This window comes from Anaerofustis sp. (assembly GCF_019420015.1).
In the GTDB taxonomy this organism is placed as follows: Bacteria; Bacillota; Clostridia; order Eubacteriales; family Anaerofustaceae; genus Anaerofustis.
Genome location: NZ_JAHZIA010000007.1, coordinates 75,261 through 97,668, shown reverse-complemented (window position 1 = coordinate 97,668; position 22,408 = coordinate 75,261). Strand labels below are relative to the sequence as shown.

Sequence of the window (22,408 nt, the reverse complement as noted above, 5' to 3'; positions counted from 1 at the left end):
CATGCAAATTAATTATATTCATCCTCAATTTGAAATTATAAGAAATAACGATAGATGTATAAATTGCAAAATATGCGCAAAACAATGTGCAAATAAAGTTCATTTTTTTGATGAAAAAAACAAAAAAATGATGGTAAATGAAGTAAATTGTGTTAATTGTCATAGATGCGTAGCAACATGCCCGACAAATGCACTTAAAATAATAAAAAGTACACATACATTCAAAACACATTCAAATTGGAATAGCGACAACATAGAAAATATATACAGACAAGCAGAGTATGGCGGGGTTCTCCTTTCTTCAATGGGAAACCCTAAAAAATACCCCAATTATTTTGATAAAATATTGATAAATGCTTCGCAAGTAACCAATCCTTCCATAGATCCCTTAAGAGAACCCATGGAAACAAAAGTAAGTTTGGGAAGTAAAAAAATCAAAATAAAAAGAAATAATAACGGAGATATCATTCCAGAAATAAAACCTCAAATAAACCTCGATATTCCCATTATGTTTTCCGCAATGTCTTATGGCTCAATAAGCTATAATGCCCATGAAAGCTTAGCCAGAGCAGCAGAAGAACTTGGTATAATGTATAATACAGGTGAAGGTGGGCTTCATAAAGATTTTTACAAATACGGAAAAAATACCATTGTACAAGTTGCATCCGGAAGATTTGGTGTACACAAAGAATACTTGGATACCGGTGCTGCAATAGAAATAAAAATAGGACAAGGTGCAAAGCCTGGCATAGGAGGTCATTTGCCAGGTGAAAAAATAGGACCGGACATTTCAAAAACAAGAATGATACCCGAGGGAAGTGATGCCATAAGTCCTGCTCCCCATCATGATATATATTCAATTGAAGATTTAAGACAGCTGGTATTTTCTTTAAAAGAAGCTACAAATTATAAAAAACCTATAATAGTCAAAGTAGCTGCGGTACATAATGTTGCAGCTATTGCAAGCGGAATTGCAAGAAGCGGAGCTGATATAATTGCCATAGACGGATTCAGAGGCGGTACCGGAGCAGCACCTACAAGAATAAGGGATAATGTTGGTATTCCTATAGAACTTGCCCTTGCCAGTGTGGATACAAGACTTAGAAATGAAGGAATAAGAGATAATGTATCTTTAATTGCGGGAGGAAGCATACGAAGTAGTGCGGATGTTGTAAAAGCAATCGCACTGGGTGCCGATGCCGTGTATATTGCAACAGCTGCATTAATAGCTCTTGGATGCCATTTATGCAGAACCTGCCATGAAGGAAAATGTAATTGGGGTATTGCAACACAAAATCCAGAACTTGTAAAAAGATTAGATCCTGAAATCGGATATAAAAGAATTGTAAATTTAGTAACTGCGTGGAATCATGAAATAAAGGAGATGATGGGAGGTATGGGAATAAATGCCATCGAAGCATTAAAAGGAAACAGACTAATGTTAAGAGGTATAGGTTTAAATCAAAAAGAATTAGAAATACTGGGAATTAAACATGCGGGAGAATAAATAATAACTAGCCAAAAATCATCTTATCTATAAATAAACAATAAAACGTTATATAGGTAAATGATTTTATATAAATTTATTAAAGACAAATGAAAGAGTACCTAATAAAATTTTAAATACCCCTTAATATTTAAGAAGACATCCCCATAAAATCTAACAAATATACTCTTCTTTTGTCTTTAATAGAAAATAAAAATATCTCTGAGGAGGATGAATATGATAATTAATGTAAATGGATTATCCCATAGAGAAATTAATCAAAAAATAAAAATATGTGCTTTAAAAGACAATGAAATAATATTAAATAATGTTATGGGTCAGCGATTTATAGGCGCAGCATTTTCTAAAATAAATATTATAATAAACGGTATTGCCGGAAATGCTCTTGGGGCTTATTTAAACGGAGCTATATTAACATTACACGAAAATGCTCAGGATGCTACCGGTGATACTATGAATGACGGAGAAATAATAATACACGGTTCAAGCGGAGATGCTACAGGATATGCCATGCGAGGTGGAAGTATATACGTTGAAAAAAACGTAGGATACAGAGCTGGCATACATATGAAAGCTTATAACGATAAAAAACCTACTATAGTAATAGGAGGAAAAACAGGTTCTTTCCTCGGGGAGTATCAAGCGGGAGGAAATATAATAGTTTTAGGTATAGGTTATGAAAACACATCAATTCCAATAGGCTCTTTTTTTGCCACAGGTATGCACGGAGGAAAAATCTATTTAAGAACAACTAATCCGCCTCAAGTAAATGAAGAAAAATTAATTATTAGAAAAGCTGATAATTCGGATATAAAAGATATAGAAAAAAATATAAAAAAATATTGTAACTATTTTAATAAAGATTATAATAAAATAATCAACGATAACTATTATGTTATAGTAGCAAACACAAAAAGTCCATATAAACAATTATATACTAATCATTAGGAGGGTATATGAATAATACTACAAAAGAGGTAATCAATTTCGTAAATGAAAATGACATTAAATTCATAAGACTTGCTTTTTGCGATGTATTTGGCATTCAAAAAAACATTGCAATAATGTCTGACGAACTAAAAAATGCCTTTGAACACGGAATAGCTTTTGACGGATTTGCAATAGACGGATTTGCAAATGAAAAAAACAATACATTGCTTTTATTTCCGGACCCTACAACTTTGTCAATTCTTCCTTGGAGACCTTCCGAAGGCAGAGTCGCCAGATTTTTTTGTGATGTAAAATATCCAAACGGAGAAAATTTTGAAAGTGATTCAAGACATCTACTCACGAAAGCAGTAAACAAGGCAAAAAAAATGGGATATACGATAAAAATAGGAACAGAGTGCGAGTTTTATATATTCAAAACAGATGACGAAGGACAGCCTACTTTAATACCTTATGACGAAGCAGGATACTTTGATGTTTCTCCGCTAGATAAAGGAGAAAACATAAGAAGAGAAATTTGCCTTACACTCGAAGAAATGGGAATAGCTCCAATAAGCTCTCACCATGAAAGAGCTCCGGGACAAAATAGAATCATATTCACAAACTCCGAGGCTTTGCTCGCCGCAGATGAATTTGTTACATTTAAATGGATTGTAAAAGCGATAGCAAACAAAAACGGAGGATATGCAACGTTCATGCCGAAACCTTTAAAAGAACTGTCAGGCAGTGGGCTTCACCTTAATTTGCTTTTATTCAAAAATAATGAAAATATATTATCAAACGGATTTGAACAATCCGAAGATGCCAAATATTTTGTGTCCGGTATTATGAACAGAATCAAGGAAATAACCGCAATGTTAAACCCAACAAGAAATTCATATAAAAGATTCGGTGAATTCTATGCTCCCAAATCAATTACCTGGTCAAAGAAAAATCCCGATACGCTTATAAAAATAACGGATTATATCGAAAACAGGAGTAAAATAACCCTAAGAAGTTTAGACCCTACAGCAAATCCATACTTGGCATTTGCGCTTGTAATAAATGCAGGGCTGGAGGGAATAAGAAAAAAAGAACAATTAAACAAAAACGCACATTTAAAATATTTTACACAAGATTCAAACTCAGATAATTTTGATATGCTTGCAGACACTTTTAATCTTGCACTCGCAGTATTTGAAAACAGTACATTTGTAAAAGAATGCCTGGGAGAAAATCTTGTATATAACTTCGTAAATAAAAGAAAACAGGATTTACAAATAGATGAAGACATTCAGGAACTTAAATATTTTTTAACCGAATAAAAATATATTTATAACAGGAGGTGATTATTTGGATAAGGTATTGATAGTTTCATATAACGAAAAAGCAAAAGATACTTTGTGTCAACTTTTAAAAGAATACCACAACATTCAAATAATCACAACATCTTCCGCTTCAAAAGCCAGAAGATATGCAGCAAACAATGAAGTGGGTATTGCCATTATCAACTCACCTCTCAAGGAAGAAACAGGAACCCAGCTTAGTTTAGATTTTGCAAGACTCAATATAGGTACGATTTTAATGGTAAAGAACGAAATTGTTGATGAAATAAGTGCGGACGTTGAATTTGCGGGAGTTTTTGTACTTCAAAAACCCATAATTAAACAAATGTTTTATCAGGCATTTAAAATGCAAATGGCTATTAAAAACAGACTTTTAAATTTAAAAAAAGAAAATGAAAAGCTTAGAGGCAAGATAGAAGAAATTAAAACCGTTGACAGAGCTAAATTGATTTTAATGGAAAAAGAACATTTCAACGAAGATGAAGCTCATAAGTATATAGAAAAAAAAGCAATGAATAAAAGAATAAGCCGCTATAAAGTATCCATAGAAATATTGAACAAATATAATATTTCTTGACACCGTATAAATATTTATTATAAAATATATTATATTTATACAAAATTTTCACATAGGCTTTATTAATATTAAACTTATGTATTTATATATAAGTTTTTTTATTTTAAGGAGAAAATATGATTAAAGATTTTATTATATTATTTTTAGGTTTTTTGTTTTTAATAAAAGGAGCAGATTTTCTTGTTGACGGAGCAAGTTCAATTGCAAAACTTTTAAAAGTTCCTACTATTATTATAGGTCTTACGATTGTTGCAATGGGTACAAGTGCACCCGAAGCAGCTGTAAGTATATCTGCCGCAATAAAAGGTGAAAATGCAATTGCAATTGCTAATGTTATTGGCTCAAATATATTTAATTTACTGATTGTCGGAGGAGTATGTGCTTTAATAACACCGATTAGAGTGAAAAAAAGTTTAATAAAAGGAGAATATCCTTTTTCAATTCTAATCAGTATATTATTGTTATTTTTCATATCCGATTTTATTTTTGGAAAAGATATTATTACACTGGGCAAAATAGAAGGAATAGTTCTTTTGATTTTATTTGTATTGTTTTTAATATATATGATAATATCAGCAATTAAGAACAAAGAAACCCTTGAAGAAGATTTTAAAACACTGTCTCCTTTAATGAGTATCTTGTATATAATAATAGGATTAATCGGAGTTATATGGGGAGGAGATATGGTTGTAGACGGAGCTTCTTCCATTGCTGCAGCAATAGGACTTAGCGCAAATTTAATAGGTCTTACGATTATTGCACTCGGAACAAGCCTGCCGGAACTTGTAACAAGTATGGTCGCAGCAAAAAAAGGTGACAGCGATATGGCACTGGGAAACATAATAGGCTCAAATATATTCAACATACTTTTGATTTTAGGAATGGCTTCTGCTATACAGCCTATAGTTGTAACGATGGAATCAGTTATCGATTTAATTGTTCTTTGCATAGTAAGTATAATTACATATTTCTTCTGCATTTCAAAAACAGATATTAATAAAAAAGAAGGATTTATAATGATTGTTATGTATATTATTTACATGACATATATATGTATAAGATAAAAAGTTCTAATATTAATTAGAACTTTTTTATAATAAATTATAATATTTAATTTACGCTTTATCTATTTGTTCTAAAGTTATATTTACAGCTTTTTCCAAGTCTTCATCCAATGAAAACAACCCTCTGTTTCCGACTATATATATGTCGACTCCTGCATCTTTATATTCCTTAAAGTGATCTTGGTTTACAACACCATCTACTTCTATCAAAAAGTTCAAATGATGTTTCTCTCTTATTTTTACAAGTTCTTCTATCTTATTTAAGCATGAAGGAATAAAATCTCCTCCTGCAAACCCGGGTTCTTCGCTCATAACCGTAACCTTGTCAATTTCATTTATGTAAGGTAATAAAGTTGAAACTCCTGAAGCAGGACTCAACACAACTCCAAATTCTCTATTATTTTTATGGAGAAAAGAACTTGTTCTATAAGCTTCGTTTACTAACTTTTCAGAATGTATACTTACGCAATCGGCTCCGCTCTCAATCATATTATTAAGATAATAAAAAGGATCTATAAGCATAACATGGGCATCCAATTTTTTATCGGTTATGGTTCTTATTGCTTTCATAAACGGTGGTGTAAAAGAAAAATTCTTAAAATAAACACCGTCAATAATATCTATATGATAAGAATAAACATATTTGTTAAGAATTTTTATTTGTGATTCAATATTTAATAAATCCATACACATAAGAGATGGACTGATTTTATATTCCATTTGTTTTCTTCCTTTTTTATTTTATTTTAAAATTATTTCTTTTATTTCTTCTACGGCTTTTTCAAGATTATCATTTATTACCACATAATCATATTTATCTTTATAAGATATTTCTTCTTTTGCCGTTTCTATTCTAAGCTTTAACTGTTCTTCGCTTTCCGTATTTCTGCCTGTAAGTCTTTTAATAAGTTCTTCTTCACTTGGCGGCATAATGAAAATTAAAACAGCATCTTTGTTCTGCTCTCTGATTTGCATTGCACCCTGAACATCTATTTCTAAAATAACATTATAGCCATCCTTTAACATCTCGTCCACTTTATCCTTCAAAGTACCATAGTAGTTATTAAAAACTTTGGCATATTCATAAAATGCATTTTCGGATATTTTTCTTTCAAATTCTTCTTTACTTAAAAAATAATAGTTAATTCCCTCTTCTTCTCCGTTTCTAATATCACGGGTAGTAGCTGAAATTGAAATTTTAATATTTTCTTCTTTTTCAAGTTCTTTGCATATTGTACTTTTTCCGCTTCCGGAAGGACCTGATATAACAAATAAACTGCCTTTCATTATTTAGTCTCCTATTCTATATTTTGAATTTGTTCTCTTATCTTCTCAAGTTCGCTTTTTATTTCAACAACGGCAGAACTTATTTCAAAACTGTTGGATTTAGATGCTATTGTATTTGCTTCTCTGTTAATCTCTTGTAAAAGAAAATCTAGCTTTCTGCCTATCGGTTCCGATTTTTCAATGATTGACAAAAATGATTTTAAATGGTTTTTTAGTCTTACCAATTCTTCTGTTATATTCACCTTTTCAGCATAAATTGCTATTTCCGTTGCTATTCTGTCACTGTCTATAATTCCGATTTTATATTTCTCTATATTTTCATTTAATTCTTTTGCATAATTTTTCGGTATTTCATGGGCAAGATTTGATATATTTTCACTTTCCTTAGAGATAATTTCTATTCTTTTAATAAAATCTTTCTTTAAAGCTTCGCCCTCATTCTCTCTGCTTTCAACCAAAGTATTTACTGCATCATTTAAAGCAGCTTCAAAGTATTTCCATTGTTCATCTAAGTCAACTTCCGCTTCTTGAGCTTTAACTACTTCCGGATATCTGGCAATTGTATTTACCGAAATATCATCTTTTATATCTTTAAAATCAGTTTTTATTTTATTTAAAATATCATAATATTCTTTTGCTAATACATCATCATAAAACAAAGAAATATCTTCACCTGAAAATTTTTCTGTTTTGATAAAAACATCAATTCTTCCTCTGTTTATTTTATTGCTTATAAAATTTCTTATCTTTTCTTCAAAAGAAGAATATTTCCTGGGTAATCTTATGTTAAAGTCTCTGTATCTATGATTTATGGTTTTTATTTCCACATCAACAACAAGATCTGCACTTCTGTATTCTCCTCTTCCAAAACCCGTCATACTTTTCATTCTACATCACCTTTTCCTTCGATTAAAATTTTATCTATTTTATCAAATATTTCATAAACATGTTCAGGTTCAACAATATTGTTTATATTATTTCTTATTTTAGCACTGTTCTTTATACCTTTTATATACCAATAAAGATATTTCCTAAATTCAACAACTTTCTTTTTACCTGTAGAATATTCCATATGTATTTCAAAATGTTTCCTTGCTGCATTTATTTTATCTTCCAATGAATAATCCATTACTTCTTTACCTTCTAGAATATCCGAAAACTGTAAAAATATAAAAGGATTGTAATTTGCTCCTCTTCCGATCATTACTGCATCGGTATTTGTATATTCCATTTTCTCTTTTGCTTTTATATAATTATCCAAATCCCCATTTACTACTACAGGAACAGAACAATATTCTTTTGCCTTTTTTATTTCGGTATAATCGACATCTCCGTTAAAAACCTGTTCTCTGGTACGACCGTGAACAGTAATCATATCTGCTCCGCCATCCTCTACAGCTTTAACTATATCAATTATATTTTTTTCATTAAATCCTAGTCTGACTTTAACGCTAAGTGGTTTTATTGAATTATCTTTAACTGATTTCACAACCTTATATGCTTTTTTCAAATCTTTTAATAATGCAGAACCATCACCGTTATTAACGATTTTTTTCATGGGACATCCCATATTGATATCTATAAAATCAAAATCAGTATCATTTAAATATTTTTTTGTTACCTCTCCCATAATATCGGCATCACTTCCAAATATTTGGATACCCGTCTTACAATCCGAATGTTCAAGTACATTTGTTTCCATTAGTGGGAAAGTATTCTTGCTTCCGTAAAATAAACCTTTTGCACTTACCATCTCGCTTACAAAAACACGACATCCCATTTCTCTCATAAATAAACGATAAGGCAGGGTTGTTACTCCTGCCATCGGTGCTAATATAGCTTTATTTTTATTAGATTCAAATAATTCAGTGAAATAATTATTTCTTTTTGTTTTTATCATAAATAATCTTCAATCCTTTTAATGTAAGTAATGGGTCAAAAGTATCAATGACATCTGTCTCCGGATAAATAATTTTTCCGTATCCCCCGCATGCAACAACTTTAATTCCTTCTTGATTTAATTCTTCTTTCATTTTGTTAATAACATATTCCACTTGTCCTATATATCCATATACCAGACCTGCTTGCATACTGGTAGTTGTATTGCTTGCCAATATACTTTTAGGTTTCTCAATTTCTATTTTAGGAAGTTTTGCCGCCTGCTTCCAAAGTGCATCAGCAGATATTTGTATACCGGGAGACGTTACGGCATAAGAAAATATTCCTTCATTATTTACATAATCGTATCTTGTAGCCGTACCGAAATTTACAACAATTACAGGACACTTATAAATATTATAAGCTGCCGCAGCATCTACAATCCTGTCTGCTCCAACCTCTTTTGGATTGTCTGTTCTGACATTTATACCGGTTTTTATGCCGCTTCCGACAATCATAGGATCAACACATAAATATTTTTTAATTGCATTTACAAGATGGTAATTAACATCAGGAACAACACTTGATATAATAGCACCCTGGAAATCCTTTATATTAATTCCAAAATGAGAGAAAAAAGCTATCATAAGCGTTCCAATTTCATCACTTGTTCTATCCTGTTTGGTTATATATCTAAAATCATGTATTAATTCTTCACCTTTGAATATTCCAAGCTGTGTCGTTGTATTTCCGACATCAATAACTAAAATCATTCTTTATCTCCTATTTATCCGCATTTATATTTGGATTTTTCTTAATATATACTATCATCACCGCAAGTGTAAATACCCCCATAACAGCGGCTTCTATTAACATTGAAGAAGTAATAATACCCATCAATAACACTTTAAAACTACTACCTACAGCTTGTGCTATCTGTGTGGCATATAATATATATAACATCGGCATAACTAATGCCGTATTTATTATAGCTCCCATAGCCCCGGAAACAAAAAAGCTTATACTTTTTGATTTACTTATTTTTTTTACTAATTTATAAACATAATAAGGGATTATACCTATGAAGATTCTTGGAAAAACAGAAACCAAAGGATTAATAAAATAAGGATCCAATATCCCTGCCGGAGCAACAATAGCCTTTGACAAAGATACAAGTCCGGCTAGAAAACCCATAAATGCCCCTGCTTTAGGACCATAAATTAAAGATGTAATAACTGTCGGTATAAAGCAAAGTATGGCTACCGACGCCATTCCCGCAGGGATCATACCTGCCGTATACGTAAAAAAGATGGTAATACCAAACATAACACTTAAAAAAGTGAACTCTTTGGTATCATTAAATATTTTATTCATTTTAACCTCCGTTCTCGCTCCTTATTTTTGGCTGAAGCAGCCAGGATGCAAGACGCTTTCTTTCAATAAATAATTATATCATTGCAAAGATTACTGTCAAGAAAAAACAAAATTTATTTTTTGATTGTTTTTATATTTATAAGTATAAGAGTTACTCCTTTAATATTTTATAAAAAGATCTGATGTACAATATATATAATTAAAAATTTTTCCATACTATTTATCTTTTTATTAATATAATAATATCTTTTAAACATATATAAAAAAAGATGAAAAATACATTTCATCTCCTTTATATTTCTTCCTTAAACATAAGCATAAAAACAGTTAAAAGACCTATAAGAGTAAATAAAACCGATTTTGTCATAAAAATATCCGTAAGGATACTGCCTATTATTGCACCTATAATAAAGAAACATATGATACCATAATATTGAATACTGTTCTTTAAAAGATTTTTATCTTTTGTCTGTTTAAAATTATATAAATGCTCTGTGGCACTTCTTAAATTACCGGTACACATTGTAGTTGCATAAGCATTTCCGTTTACTTTTCTAAAACTTTCAACCTGCAAAGAACAAACAAATGAAATTAAAATATTACTTAACATATCAAGTCTTCCGCCGGGAATAAAACCAACAATCAGTAATGTTATTATTTCTATTACTATTATTATTTGTCTCCAATGTATGTTTTCATTGTATTTATGTCTCTTTTTTATCATTTCCGCAGCTATTATCCCTATAAAAAATGCCAGAATTGGCAGAAAATAAAAACCGACCATTTTTAAATTACCCTGTGCAAAGTTTACTCCAAGCAAAACTATATTTCCAGTTTGCGCATTTGCAAAAACATTTCCTCTGGAAATATAAGTATATGCGTCAAGGAAACCTCCCACAAGAGCAAGTATTATTCCCAACCTATACGTTTCGGACATCTGCTTCTTATTATTCATAATTACCTCTTATTATTACATATTTATATCGTACATCATATAAATACTTTATCTTATTTATGATAAGTTTCGTTATTATTGATTTTGAAACATCTGTAAATTTGTTCAAGAAGCATAACTCTGAATAATTGATGAGGAAAAGTCATTGAAGAAAATGAAAGCTTTTTATCTGCAACATTTAATACATCTTTACTAAGACCTAAACTTCCTCCGATAATAAAAGTAAAATTACTTTTACCCTTTAAAATTAAATTATCTATTTTTTCAGCAAACTCAACAGAATTCATCTGACATCCTTTTATATCCATTGCAAAAATATAAGAATTTTTATTTAATTTATTTAAAATTTTTACTCCTTCTTTTTCTTTTGCCAATTCATCAAGGGACTCTGAACCGGTTAGTTTTTCATCTGCAATCTCTATTATATTTATTTTTGTAAATCTGGATATTCTTTTTACGTATTCAGTTTGAGCTTCTTTTAAATATTTTTCTTTTAACTTACCTACACATATTATATTAATATTCATTTTTTCTTTTCCAAAGTATTTTAATTAGTGTATATTTATCGTTATTGTCACTGCATATTTTTATGTTTGTATATAACTGACCGTTATCTACAATATTTTTTGTATACACTTTTGGTTTATCATCAATTTTTATTTGCTTTTTATAAGTAACTTGTATTTTATAAGGTTGATATTTTGTCAATATTTCATTGTCGATAAAATCATAAAAATAAGAAAAATAAAGAGTATTGTTAACATGATTATTTATATCCAAATCACTTTGTCTTATATTAAGTTTCTTTGATTCTATATTATCAAATAAACTGTCTTCTATTTTATCAACATCAAAACCTTTTCCCTTATCAATTTCATGTAAATCATATACTTCTGCTATTTCTTTTGTAACTTTTTTTATTTTAAAAGTATTTTTTTCAACCAAGAGCCACCTTGTCTTAGCTTCAATCAGAATATTATCATCCATATCTTTCAAAAAAAACATTCTGTTGCCATAAAACTTATTAAAAGAATAAGGATATGTTTCTATTTTTATTTTATCTCCTATTTTGCCATATTCATAAATATTCATATCATAATTTAACAATATCCACGTAAAATCTCCGTTTCTTTTAATTCCTAAAACTTCATCTTGTTTTAAAAATATATCTTGAAACCATCTTGCAGCTTCCATAGGTTTTAACATATTGTTATTATCTACATTTGAATATTTTATTGTATGAGATTCGGTTATAAAAGATTTTAAATTATGCATACAATCACCTGCTTTTATGTATATTGCATTAACAATTATACTACTATTGATTTTTTTTTCAAATATTATGTATCAAATATCATTCACTAATTTTTACTATATATGTATAATCAGATAATGTTAAAACAGTTTTATTGTAATAATGTATTACCTATGATAAACTTTTTAAAATGAGGTTAACAAAATGAATAATTTTATTTTTAGTTTGAATGCAACAATACCTATTTTTCTTATTATGGTAATTGGTATATTATTAAAGAAATTAAATATTATTAATGATGAATTTGAAAAGGGGCTCAACAAATTTGTTTTTAATTTAGCTTTACCCTTATTGTTATTTCAAGATATAAGTTCAACAAATTTTATTAAACTTTGGGATAGTAAGTTCGTAATATTTTGTTTTATTACTACATTTATATCTATTATCATTTCATATTTCGTATCAATGTTTTTTAAAGATAAATCAATACAAGGAGAATTTATACAGTCTTCATACAGAAGCTCTGCTTCAATAATAGGGATAGCTTTCGTTCAAAATATATATGGAAATATAGGAGCATCCCCTTTAATGCTCATAGGTGCTGTTCCTCTCTATAACGTTACTGCAGTTATCGTTCTATCTTTATTTAATAAAAAAGAACATAATTTAAACAAACAAATGATAACCAAAACATTAAGAGGAATAATAACAAACCCTATTATAATAGGGATATTTTTAGGACTTATATGGTCATTATCAGGTTTTAAAAAAAGTATTATACTTAATAAAACATTGTCAAGTTTAGCTTCCACAGCAACTCCTCTGGGTCTTATAACAATAGGAGCAAGTTTTAATTTAAAAAAAGCTTTTAGAAAAATAAAACCTGCATTAATATGCTCTGTTTTTAAGTTATTAGTATTCTGTATACTGTTTATACCTTTTGCCGTTGCTATTGGATACAGAAACGACTATCTGGTAACAATACTTGTCATGCTAGGTTCCGCAACAACCGTAAGTTCTTATATTATGGCTAAAAATATGGGACATGAAGGAACTTTAACATCAAGTGTTGTTATGCTGACAACCATGTTCAGCTCTGTTACATTAACCTTTTGGATTTTTATATTAAAATCTCTTTCTCTTATATAATTGTTTCACGTGAAACAACACTCTAATAATACCATATATAAAGGATTTTCTTGCATTTATAAAATTAATCATATATAATAATTTTGTAACAAGTCGCATAAAAAAGTATACTTTTTGTTATAATATTTTTTATTTTATAGGATATTTATATATTGTTTTTTATACAGAATTATAATGTATCCTGTTTTTTATAATAATACAAATATCACAATAAGTATAAAATAAAAAAAGGAGAAACTAATGAAAAAACAAAACAAAAAAATCATATCTGTTTTTGCGGTAATTACAATAATATGTTCTTTATTTTCAAACGTATTCGCAGCAACAGATGCAGTAACACTTCAAATCGGAGATAGTAAAGTAAATTATGATACTGTAGCAGAAGCCGTTGCTGATGTACCAAAAGACAACACTAATGCAATCATTACATTTAATGACAACTTTAAAGGTCCTGGTGTAAAAGTAAATGCAAATCAAAATATAACATTTGACTTGAATAATTTTACATGGGATATTACAGACACTGTAGGTTCAGCCGGAACAGAAACAAACGGATTACAATTACTAAAAGGTTCTACAGTTAAAATTCAAAATGGTGCCATAACATCTCAAACAGCAAAAATGTTAATTCAAAATTATTGTGACTTAACTATTGATAATGTTAAATTATCAGGTACAGATAATCTAACCCAATATATCATTTCAAACAATAACGGTTCAACTACAATAACAGGCGGCAGTGAAATAACTGCAGCATCAGGAGGAATAGCTTTTGATTCTGACAAATGGGGCGGTTATGACGGTGGAAACGTAATTCTTGAAAGTGGAACAATAAATGGTAATATTAATGCTACAAACGGCGGTAAAATGACTTTAAACGGCGGAACAATCAACGGTGAAGTTTTAGCATCAAATTATACAAGTTCAGGATATGATTCTCAATCTCCTGTAATTACAATTAACGGTACTGATATTAAAGGTAATGTATCAAGTACGGAAGAAGGAAAAATTACTATTCAAAAAGGAACCATAGACGGAACAGTTAATTCATCAGGAACTAACAAAATCGAAATAACAGGTGGAGTTTTTCTAAAAGAATTAGGTGATAACGTTAATGTAAATAGCAAATATAGTGCAAAAATAGGAAACAAAACAGTTATTGGAAAAGAAGATTTTAATAAAGCAATTAAAAATTTAAAATCAGGAGATTCAATTGAACTTTTAACTGTTCCTGAAAATACAAAACTTTCTATACCAGAAAATGTTACTGTAACAAACAATTCAGGAAATAAAGTTGTTATAAATAATGAAAACTTAAATGCGGGCGGCAGTATTACAACAATACCTCCAACAACAGATAATGATAAAAATGATAAAGATGAAAATAATTCTTCATCAAGCAGTACAGACTCTACTTCAAAAAATAACACTGCAAATGAAAATATAGAAACATTTTCTCCTCAAACAAGCGATAATTCAAATATAACATTATTTACAATTATATTTATCATTTCAATTGTAGGTATAATAACTATCATTACATTAAAGAAAAAACAACAAAACTAAAAAATAAAAGGATATCTAATGATATCCTTTTATTTTTTACATTTTATACTTTTATTAAATTTATTTCTTTGCAATACTATTATTCTTCCACATCCCATACATTGAAGTTTTACATCCATTCCTATTCTTATTATTTTCCATTCATTGCTTCCGCAAGGATGTTCTTTTTTCATAATAACAATATCATTTACAAGAAAATCATTTTCCATATATAACTCCTACAATAATATATATCCTATATAAAAATAACTTGCAAACATTGAATTTCCAAGAGCAGTATTAAGAGAGGAATCTTTTAAAAATATTGCTACTACAAACAATATACTTATAATAATTAAATTTAAAATTATTCCTTTTATAATACCGACCAATGCGCCTCCAAGTCTGTTAAAAGTTCCTATTACAGGCAGCTTTGAAATCAAATTTAATATTTCAACCAATAAAGATATAACTACATATGCAAATATCAATATTCCCATAAAAGATATAAATGATATTATTGATGAAGTTAAAGCATCTTGTACTGCTGAACCTGCATTTATGGCAGAACTTGTTCCATTATTCCATAAATTCGAAAAAAAGTTTATTATAGAATTAGGAACTTCACCCAAGTTAATGCTTGCAAACCACTCCTTAATATTATTTGCACCGATACTGACACCTTCGGGTATATCCGGAAGGACTTCGTTAACTCTCAAAAAACTGTGTATGGTATCTTCAATACGCGTATTACTAATAAGCCAATCACTTATAAACGGTGTAAATATTTTTGCTGCTATAAAACTGCAAATTATCGTTATTATGGAAAAAACACTTTTTATAAAGCCTTTAAAAGATCCCCATAACATACACACTAATAATATTCCAACAATTAATATATCTATCCAAGTAAGCATAATAAAATACCTTTAAAGATTATTCTTTATCCTTATTTTTATTTTTTTGCCCCTTTAAATTTTCCTTTAAAATATTATTTACAATTTCCTCTGCAAGTTTATCTTCATTATCTTCAATAGTTTTCTTTATATCTGTATTATTTTCAGTATCATTTAATATACTATTTTTGATATTCTCTTCTTTATCTGTATATTCTGTCTCTTCTTCTATTTCAATTTCCTTTAAATTATCAATATTTTCTATTTCACTAATATCATCTGTTGTTTTATTCTTTTTTGATTTTCTATCTTTTTTATTATTTTTTTTAATTTTATTACTTTCTTTTTTTTCTGATTTTTTATTTTTTCTTCTCTTTCCCCCATTAATTGCATATCCGAATAATTCTCCTATAAAATAACAAACAGTTATAATAATATAATTTACACCGAATAGTATATACGCACTTCCTTTAAATATACCCATAAGTAAAGAAACAGGTTTATTAAAGAATAAAAGAGGTCCTCCCAAAAAGAAAAAATGAGTCCATCCTTGACTTTCAACAGCAATAAGTTTACTGACTGTATAAGCAATTCCTGTATATATTAAAATCGGAAATACAGCTATAAAAACTCCTAAAAACAATTTAGCGAATTTATTCATATTTCCGCTTACAGATAATTTAAATCCGCATATCAACCATATAACAACTTCAGCAATTAGCATAACAGATGCTATAACTACATTATTTACATTAACAATAAGACTTAATAAATATATTATAAAACACAATAATAATTGAAGTCCGTTTACCAATACCGCTGTACTAAAATACTTTGTTTCTTTTTTCATAATATTATATTTCCTCTATCTTAAAAAGTTCTAAAAGTCTGGATAAATCCTCATTAGAATAATAATCTATCACTATACTTCCTTTGTTTCCTTTATCTTTTAATTTTACTTTTGTACCCAATGTCAAAGACATTTTTTCTTCTAAATCTGTAATATAAGGATTTTCTTTTTTTTCTTTTATATCTTTTTTGATTTTTATATTACCCTTATAATCTTTTGAAAGTTTCTCACTTTCTCTGACAGAAAGTTTCTTTGATATAACTTCATTTAAAAAATCATCTCTTAATTTTTCATCAACCGACAAAACAGCTCTGGCATGTCCGGCAGAAATAGTGTTGTTTTTCAATAATTCTTTAGCTTTTTTATTTAACGATAAAAGCCTTAATGTATTTGCAACCGCAGTTCTGCTTGTTCCAAGTCTTTTTGCAATATCTTCCTGAGTCATATTAAAAGTTTCTTTTAATTCATTATAAGCTTCGGCTTTTTCAATTTCATTCAAATCTTCTCTTTGAAGATTTTCTATTAAGGATACTTCGCTTATTTCTTTTTCGTCATATTCTTTAACAATAACAGGAATCTCTTTTAAACCTGCCATAATCGATGCTCTATATCTTCTCTCTCCCGCAACGATAATATAATCATTATTTTTCTTTACAACAATTAAAGGTTGAATTACTCCGTGTTCTTTTATGGAATCAGATAATTCTTTTATTTTTTCTTTATCAAAAAATTTTCTTGGTTGATTAACATTTGCTTTTATCAAATTAATATCAATATTTTTAATATCATTTTCATTATTATCATTAAACACACCGTCAATATCTTCTTGTGGAATTAAAGCTGACAGTCCTTTTCCCAATCCACCGGATTTTTTTTTCATTCTATTCACCTTTCTCTACTAATTCTTTTGCAAGATTTATATAAGCTTTTGCACCTTTTGATGAAATATCATAATCAATAATGGTTTGTCCAAAACTCGGAGCTTCCGCAAGTCTTATGTTTCTTGGTATAATTGTATCATATACCTTTTTACCAAAAAATCTCTTTACTTCTTCAACTACCTGCATTGATAAATTTGTTCTGTTATCAAACATGGTAAGCAATACACCTTCTACTTTTAATCTGGGATTAATTCCTTTTTTTACAAGATTTATTGTATTCATAAGTTGACTAACTCCTTCCAAAGCATAATACTCGCATTGGATAGGTATAAGAACACTGTTAGAAGCACAAAGTGCATTTATAGGAAGTAGCCCAAGTGAAGGCGCACAATCAATAATAACATAATCATAATTGTCTATAATATCTTTTATACTTCTTTTAAGTATAGTTTCTCTTTTTGCCGTATTTGCAATTTCTATTTCTGCACTTGCCAAGTCTATACTTGACGGTATTAAATCTAAATTTTTTACAGAAGTATGTATAACAACATCTTCACCTTTATATTTGTTTACTATTATATCATACGTACTGCTTTCAAGGGTTGATCTGTCTACATCAAGACCACTAGTAAAGTTACTTTGAGGATCTAAATCTATACCAAGCACTTTTTTACCCATTTTTGAAAGACATGCAGATAAATTAACAGCTGTTGTTGTTTTTCCTACTCCACCTTTTTGATTAAATAAAGATATTACTTTTACCATAAAAACTTCTTCTTCCTATATTTTTTACTTTTTACATTGTAACACAGAAAAAGACCCCCTTCAATAAATTTAATATTAAAATAAATATTTCACGTGAAACACATATTTTATTTTATAATTGACACATTATTATAATCATTATTTTAGTAATGTTTCACGTGAAACAAATTAACCTGTTTTTTTATTATTTTTATTTAAAATTACTGTTTACAAAAGTAACTTTTTGCTTTAATATATATATAAATTAAATACTGTTTACTTTTAGAAGATAGTCAAAATTTATCTTCGATTTTTTTATATTATTAAGGAGGCTATCATGGGAAAAATTTTAAAAGAAGGTTTAACATTTGATGATGTATTATTAATACCCAGAAAAAGTGACGTTATACCTTCACAAGTAGACACATCAACATATTTAACAAAAAAAATTAAACTTAATGTTCCGCTAATAAGTGCGGGTATGGACACTGTAACTGAATCAAAGCTTGCAATTGCTATGGCAAGACAAGGTGGTATAGGTATCATACACAAAAATATGACAATAGAACAACAAGCTGCCGAAGTTGATAAAGTTAAAAGAAGTGAACATGGTGTAATAGTAGATCCGTTCTTTTTATCTCCTGAACATGTTATTGAAGATGCAAATGAAATAATGGCGAGATATAAAATATCAGGAGTTCCTATAACAGATAAAGACGGTACCTTGGTAGGTATAATAACAAATAGAGATTTAAGATTTGAAAGAGATCCAAACAAAAAAATAAAAGATGCCATGACAAAGGATAATTTAATAACAGCACCTGAAGGCACTACTCTTGATGAAGCTGAAAAAATACTTAAGAAAAACAGAATTGAAAAACTTCCTATAGTAGATAAAAATTATAAATTAAAAGGTCTTATTACAATAAAAGATATAGAAAAGAAGATACAATATCCTAATGCTGCAAAAGATGAACAAGGAAGACTTCTTGCAGGAGCGGCTGTAGGTACAGCTGCCGACACAATGGAAAGAGTAGCGGCACTTGTTAAAGCAAAAGTTGATGTACTTGTACTTGATACAGCCCATGGACATTCTACCAATGTTTCTAATTGGTTAAAGAAAATAAAAGCAGAATATCCTGATTTACAAATCATAGCAGGTAACGTTGCAACAGGAGAAGCTACAGAAGACCTAATTAAAGCAGGAGCCGATGCAGTTAAAGTAGGTATGGGACCTGGTTCAATATGTACTACAAGAATAGTTGCAGGAATAGGCGTACCTCAAGTAACGGCAGTTATGGATTGTGCTCAAGTCGGAGATAAATATGGTATTCCTGTTATTGCAGACGGAGGAATTAAATTCTCAGGAGATATTTCAAAAGCAATAGCAGCAGGTGCAAGTACTGTTATGCTAGGAAGTATGTTTGCAGGAACAGAAGAAGCTCCGGGCGAACTTATAATATATCAAGGAAGACAATTCAAAGCATACAGAGGAATGGGCTCTGTAGCAGCAATGTCTCAAGCAAATAACTCTTCAGACAGATACTTCCAAAGCGGACAAAAGAAACTTGTTCCGGAAGGTGTTGAAGGAAGAGTTGCTTATAAAGGAAATATTGCCGACAACGTATTCCAATTAATGGGAGGACTACGTGCCGGAATGGGATACTGCGGATGTGCCACAATAGAAGAACTAAGACATGATGCAAACTTTGTAAAAATAACTTCTGCATCTCTTCAAGAATCTCATCCTCATGATATTTCAATAACCAAAGAATCTCCAAATTATACAAGAGAATTTTAAGGATAAACATTATGAACAAAAAAAACGAATTAGTAATTGTTTTGGATTTCGGAGGACAGTACAATCAGTTAATTGCAAGAAGAGTAAGAGAATGCAATGTATACTGTGAAATAAAACCTTACACTGTTCCTTTGGAAGAATTAAAAAAACTAAATCCTAAAGGAATAATATTTACAGGCGGTCCAAACAGTGTATATAAAGAGGATTCAGCCACCTATACAAAAGAAATTTTTGAAATGGGTATACCTATTTTAGGAATATGTTACGGTTCTCAACTTATGGCTTATAAGTTAGACGGAAAAGTTGACACAGCTCCGGTAAGCGAATACGGACATACCGAAGTTGATATTGATACATCTTCTTTATTATTTAAAGATATTGAAGAAAAAAATATTTGTTGGATGAGTCACACCGATTACATCAGCAAAGCACCTAAAGGATTTGATATAACAGCTAAAACTCCGGTTTGCCCTATCGCTGCTATGGAAAATAAAGAAAAAAAACTATATGCAGTACAATTCCATCCTGAAGTTATGCATACAAAAAACGGAACTAAAATGATTCATAATTTCCTATATAATGTATGTGAATGCAAAGGTGACTGGAAAATGGATTCTTTCGTTGAAGAAACTATTGAAGCAATCAGAAAGAAAGTAGGAAACGGAAAAGTTCTTTGTGCCCTATCAGGCGGAGTTGATTCTTCTGTTGCAGCAGTACTTCTTGCAAAAGCAGTAGGAAAACAACTTACTTGCGTTTTCGTAGACCATGGTCTTCTACGTAAAAACGAAGGAGATGAAGTAGAAGCCGTATTTGGTCCTAATGGTCCGTACGATTTAAATTTTGTAAGAGCAAATGTACAACAAAGATTCTACGATAAACTTGCAGGAGTAACAGATCCTGAAACAAAAAGAAAAATCATCGGCGAAGAATTCATAAGAGTATTTGAAGAAGAAGCTAAGAAAATCGGTGCGGTAGATTTTCTTGTTCAAGGAACTATATATCCCGATGTTGTAGAAAGCGGACTTGATAAAAGTGCAGTTATAAAATCTCACCACAACGTTGGAGGACTTCCTGATCATGTAGATTTCAAAGAAATCATTGAACCACTTAGAGATTTATTTAAAGATGAAGTAAGAAAAGCAGGAAAGGAACTTGGAATACCTGAGTATTTAGTAATGCGTCAACCATTCCCCGGTCCTGGACTTGCAATCAGAATAATCGGTGAAGTTACAGAAGAAAAAGTAAAAATAGTTCAAGATGCGGATGCAATATATCGTGAAGAAGTTGCAAAAGCAGGAGTAGACAAAGACTTGGGTCAATATTTTGCAGCACTGACAAATATGCGTTCAGTAGGTGTTATGGGAGACTTCAGAACATACGACTACGCTATAGCACTAAGAGCAGTTATGACATCTGACTTCATGACAGCAAGTGCCGCACAACTTCCATGGGAAGTTCTACAAAAAGTAACAACAAGAATCGTAAACGAAGTGGACCATGTCAACAGAGTACTGTATGACTGCACAAGTAAGCCACCTGGAACTATTGAGTTTGAGTAGGATAATATTCCGAGGCACTCTCACCCATCCCCAAAAGGGCAAAGTTGGGTATTCTGAAAAAAGAATAGAAATATAAAAACAACGACCTTAGACAAGGCAGAAAAGCCAATGTCAGGTCGTTCTTTTTATGCTCAGAGAATACTCAAAAAAAATACAATGAACCTTATAAAAATATATAAAAAAAAGTATACTTTTAGTGACATTTTAAAATTATAAAATTTATTACATATAATGCAATAATATTAATTATTTATGTAATAAAATAACGATATATCATAACTTATTTATCATAACATAAGTGTTAAAAAAAGTATACTTTTTTAAGTAAAAACTTAATAATATTCAAGTAATTACTTAAAATGCATATTGTATTTTTATATATTTAATGATAAAGTAATTTATATATATATTTACAAGTAAAAAATATAAAGGAATATAGTAATGAATATAAAAAACGATTGTTTAAATTTTACATTCAAAAGAAAATCTTACAATATAAAAATAGAAGAGATAATATACTTTGAAACAATAAACAGAAAAATTATACTTCATTCAATAAATGACACAATAGAATTTAATTCGACAATAAAAGAACTTGAAAATAAATTTAAAGAATGTGATTTTGTCAGAATACACAGAGCTTTTATAGTTAACAGTAAATATATAAATAAAATATTTAAAGGGGAAGCAATACTCTCAAACGGAGAAAGACTTATTGTAGGTAGAAATTATAATAAAAAAGTAAGAAATTTTATAGACGAATATAAAGCAAATTTAAATAAATAATTTTTATGAGTAATATATAAATATAAA

General features: G+C 29.5%; 24 protein-coding genes. 10 read left to right on the top strand and 14 right to left on the bottom strand.

Annotation, left to right across the window (positions count from 1 at the left end):
• Window position 1 precedes the first annotated feature (1 nt).
• The 5 genes from QZ357_RS01330 (at window position 2) to QZ357_RS01310 (ending at window position 5,421) form a co-directional block, all read left to right on the top strand.
• Window positions 2-1,507 (top strand): glutamate synthase-related protein, encoded by a 1,506-nt coding sequence (locus QZ357_RS01330; protein ID WP_290770970.1) that lies wholly within the window; start codon window positions 2-4, stop codon window positions 1,505-1,507.
• 216 nt (window positions 1,508-1,723) lie between these two features.
• Window positions 1,724-2,455, top strand: a complete 732-nt coding sequence (locus QZ357_RS01325) for a glutamate synthase (RefSeq protein ID WP_290770968.1) — start codon at window positions 1,724-1,726, stop codon at window positions 2,453-2,455.
• Between the two features lie 8 nt (window positions 2,456-2,463).
• The gene (locus QZ357_RS01320) at window positions 2,464-3,759 is read left to right on the top strand and encodes a glutamine synthetase family protein (protein ID WP_290770966.1); all 1,296 of its coding nucleotides are present in this window, start codon (window positions 2,464-2,466) and stop codon (window positions 3,757-3,759) included.
• A gap of 28 nt (window positions 3,760-3,787) precedes the next feature.
• Window positions 3,788-4,357, top strand: coding sequence for an ANTAR domain-containing protein (locus tag QZ357_RS01315; protein ID WP_290770964.1), 570 nt, complete (start codon window positions 3,788-3,790; stop codon window positions 4,355-4,357).
• A gap of 116 nt (window positions 4,358-4,473) precedes the next feature.
• Window positions 4,474-5,421 carry a calcium/sodium antiporter gene (locus QZ357_RS01310; protein ID WP_290770962.1) on the top strand — a complete coding sequence of 316 codons (948 nt, stop codon included), beginning with the start codon at window positions 4,474-4,476 and terminating at the stop codon, window positions 5,419-5,421.
• Between the two features lie 51 nt (window positions 5,422-5,472).
• On the opposite strand, the gene QZ357_RS01305 is transcribed toward QZ357_RS01310, so the two are convergent.
• The 9 genes from QZ357_RS01305 to QZ357_RS01265 all read right to left on the bottom strand — a co-directional run bounded on the left by QZ357_RS01305 (window position 5,473) and on the right by QZ357_RS01265 (window position 12,190).
• Window positions 5,473-6,141, bottom strand: a complete 669-nt coding sequence (locus QZ357_RS01305; protein WP_290770960.1) for an allulose-6-phosphate 3-epimerase — start codon at window positions 6,139-6,141, stop codon at window positions 5,473-5,475.
• A gap of 21 nt (window positions 6,142-6,162) precedes the next feature.
• Entirely contained in the window at window positions 6,163-6,708 is a 546-nt protein-coding gene (gene gmk / locus QZ357_RS01300) for a guanylate kinase (protein ID WP_290770958.1), read from the bottom strand.
• Between the two features lie 11 nt (window positions 6,709-6,719).
• Window positions 6,720-7,595: a YicC/YloC family endoribonuclease gene (locus tag QZ357_RS01295; protein ID WP_290770956.1), complete on the bottom strand. Its 876-nt coding sequence runs from the start codon at window positions 7,593-7,595 to the stop codon at window positions 6,720-6,722.
• A complete protein-coding gene (locus QZ357_RS01290; protein WP_290770954.1) occupies window positions 7,592-8,608 on the bottom strand; it encodes a tRNA-dihydrouridine synthase in 1,017 nt (338 codons plus the stop codon). Before QZ357_RS01290 ends, QZ357_RS01295 begins: the two co-directional genes overlap by 4 nt.
• The gene (locus QZ357_RS01285) at window positions 8,586-9,359 is read right to left on the bottom strand and encodes a type III pantothenate kinase (RefSeq protein WP_290770952.1); all 774 of its coding nucleotides are present in this window, start codon (window positions 9,357-9,359) and stop codon (window positions 8,586-8,588) included. Before QZ357_RS01285 ends, QZ357_RS01290 begins: the two co-directional genes overlap by 23 nt.
• 10 nt (window positions 9,360-9,369) lie before the next feature.
• Window positions 9,370-9,960 carry an ECF transporter S component gene (locus QZ357_RS01280; RefSeq protein WP_290770950.1) on the bottom strand — a complete coding sequence of 197 codons (591 nt, stop codon included), beginning with the start codon at window positions 9,958-9,960 and terminating at the stop codon, window positions 9,370-9,372.
• Between the two features lie 292 nt (window positions 9,961-10,252).
• Window positions 10,253-10,915, bottom strand: coding sequence for a YoaK family protein (locus QZ357_RS01275; RefSeq protein ID WP_290770948.1), 663 nt, complete (start codon window positions 10,913-10,915; stop codon window positions 10,253-10,255).
• Between the two features lie 53 nt (window positions 10,916-10,968).
• Window positions 10,969-11,442 (bottom strand): 23S rRNA (pseudouridine(1915)-N(3))-methyltransferase RlmH, encoded by a 474-nt coding sequence (rlmH, locus tag QZ357_RS01270; RefSeq protein ID WP_290770946.1) that lies wholly within the window; start codon window positions 11,440-11,442, stop codon window positions 10,969-10,971.
• The gene (locus QZ357_RS01265) at window positions 11,432-12,190 is read right to left on the bottom strand and encodes an acyl-ACP thioesterase domain-containing protein (RefSeq protein ID WP_290770944.1); all 759 of its coding nucleotides are present in this window, start codon (window positions 12,188-12,190) and stop codon (window positions 11,432-11,434) included. Before QZ357_RS01265 ends, rlmH begins: the two co-directional genes overlap by 11 nt.
• A gap of 184 nt (window positions 12,191-12,374) precedes the next feature.
• Here QZ357_RS01265 and QZ357_RS01260 point away from each other — a divergent pair, with 184 nt between their 5' ends.
• Both QZ357_RS01260 and QZ357_RS01255 read left to right on the top strand, forming a co-directional pair.
• Window positions 12,375-13,319, top strand: coding sequence for an AEC family transporter (locus QZ357_RS01260; protein ID WP_290770941.1), 945 nt, complete (start codon window positions 12,375-12,377; stop codon window positions 13,317-13,319).
• A 240-nt stretch (window positions 13,320-13,559) separates the two neighbouring features.
• Window positions 13,560-14,885, top strand: coding sequence for a hypothetical protein (locus tag QZ357_RS01255; protein WP_290770939.1), 1,326 nt, complete (start codon window positions 13,560-13,562; stop codon window positions 14,883-14,885).
• Between the two features lie 29 nt (window positions 14,886-14,914).
• On the opposite strand, the gene QZ357_RS01250 is transcribed toward QZ357_RS01255, so the two are convergent.
• From QZ357_RS01250 to QZ357_RS01230, 5 genes are read right to left on the bottom strand one after another with little or no spacing between them, the layout of a single operon-like run.
• The gene (locus QZ357_RS01250; RefSeq protein ID WP_290770937.1) at window positions 14,915-15,094 is read right to left on the bottom strand and encodes a DUF951 domain-containing protein; all 180 of its coding nucleotides are present in this window, start codon (window positions 15,092-15,094) and stop codon (window positions 14,915-14,917) included.
• A gap of 9 nt (window positions 15,095-15,103) precedes the next feature.
• Window positions 15,104-15,781 carry a CvpA family protein gene (locus tag QZ357_RS01245; RefSeq protein ID WP_290770935.1) on the bottom strand — a complete coding sequence of 226 codons (678 nt, stop codon included), beginning with the start codon at window positions 15,779-15,781 and terminating at the stop codon, window positions 15,104-15,106.
• A 19-nt stretch (window positions 15,782-15,800) separates the two neighbouring features.
• Window positions 15,801-16,610, bottom strand: a complete 810-nt coding sequence (locus QZ357_RS01240) for a hypothetical protein (RefSeq protein ID WP_290770933.1) — start codon at window positions 16,608-16,610, stop codon at window positions 15,801-15,803.
• Window positions 16,611-16,614: 4 nt separating this feature from the next.
• Window positions 16,615-17,490 (bottom strand): ParB/RepB/Spo0J family partition protein, encoded by an 876-nt coding sequence (locus QZ357_RS01235; RefSeq protein WP_290770931.1) that lies wholly within the window; start codon window positions 17,488-17,490, stop codon window positions 16,615-16,617.
• Window position 17,491: 1 nt separating this feature from the next.
• The gene (locus QZ357_RS01230) at window positions 17,492-18,256 is read right to left on the bottom strand and encodes an AAA family ATPase (protein ID WP_290770929.1); all 765 of its coding nucleotides are present in this window, start codon (window positions 18,254-18,256) and stop codon (window positions 17,492-17,494) included.
• A 316-nt stretch (window positions 18,257-18,572) separates the two neighbouring features.
• On the opposite strand from QZ357_RS01230, the gene guaB reads away from it, so the two are divergent.
• The 3 genes from guaB (at window position 18,573) to QZ357_RS01215 (ending at window position 22,381) form a co-directional block, all read left to right on the top strand.
• Window positions 18,573-20,036 (top strand): IMP dehydrogenase, encoded by a 1,464-nt coding sequence (gene guaB / locus QZ357_RS01225; RefSeq protein WP_290770927.1) that lies wholly within the window; start codon window positions 18,573-18,575, stop codon window positions 20,034-20,036.
• Between the two features lie 11 nt (window positions 20,037-20,047).
• Window positions 20,048-21,595: a glutamine-hydrolyzing GMP synthase gene (gene guaA, locus QZ357_RS01220; RefSeq protein ID WP_290770925.1), complete on the top strand. Its 1,548-nt coding sequence runs from the start codon at window positions 20,048-20,050 to the stop codon at window positions 21,593-21,595.
• A 441-nt stretch (window positions 21,596-22,036) separates the two neighbouring features.
• Window positions 22,037-22,381, top strand: a complete 345-nt coding sequence (locus tag QZ357_RS01215) for a LytTR family DNA-binding domain-containing protein (protein WP_290770923.1) — start codon at window positions 22,037-22,039, stop codon at window positions 22,379-22,381.
• Window positions 22,382-22,408: the final 27 nt, after the last annotated feature.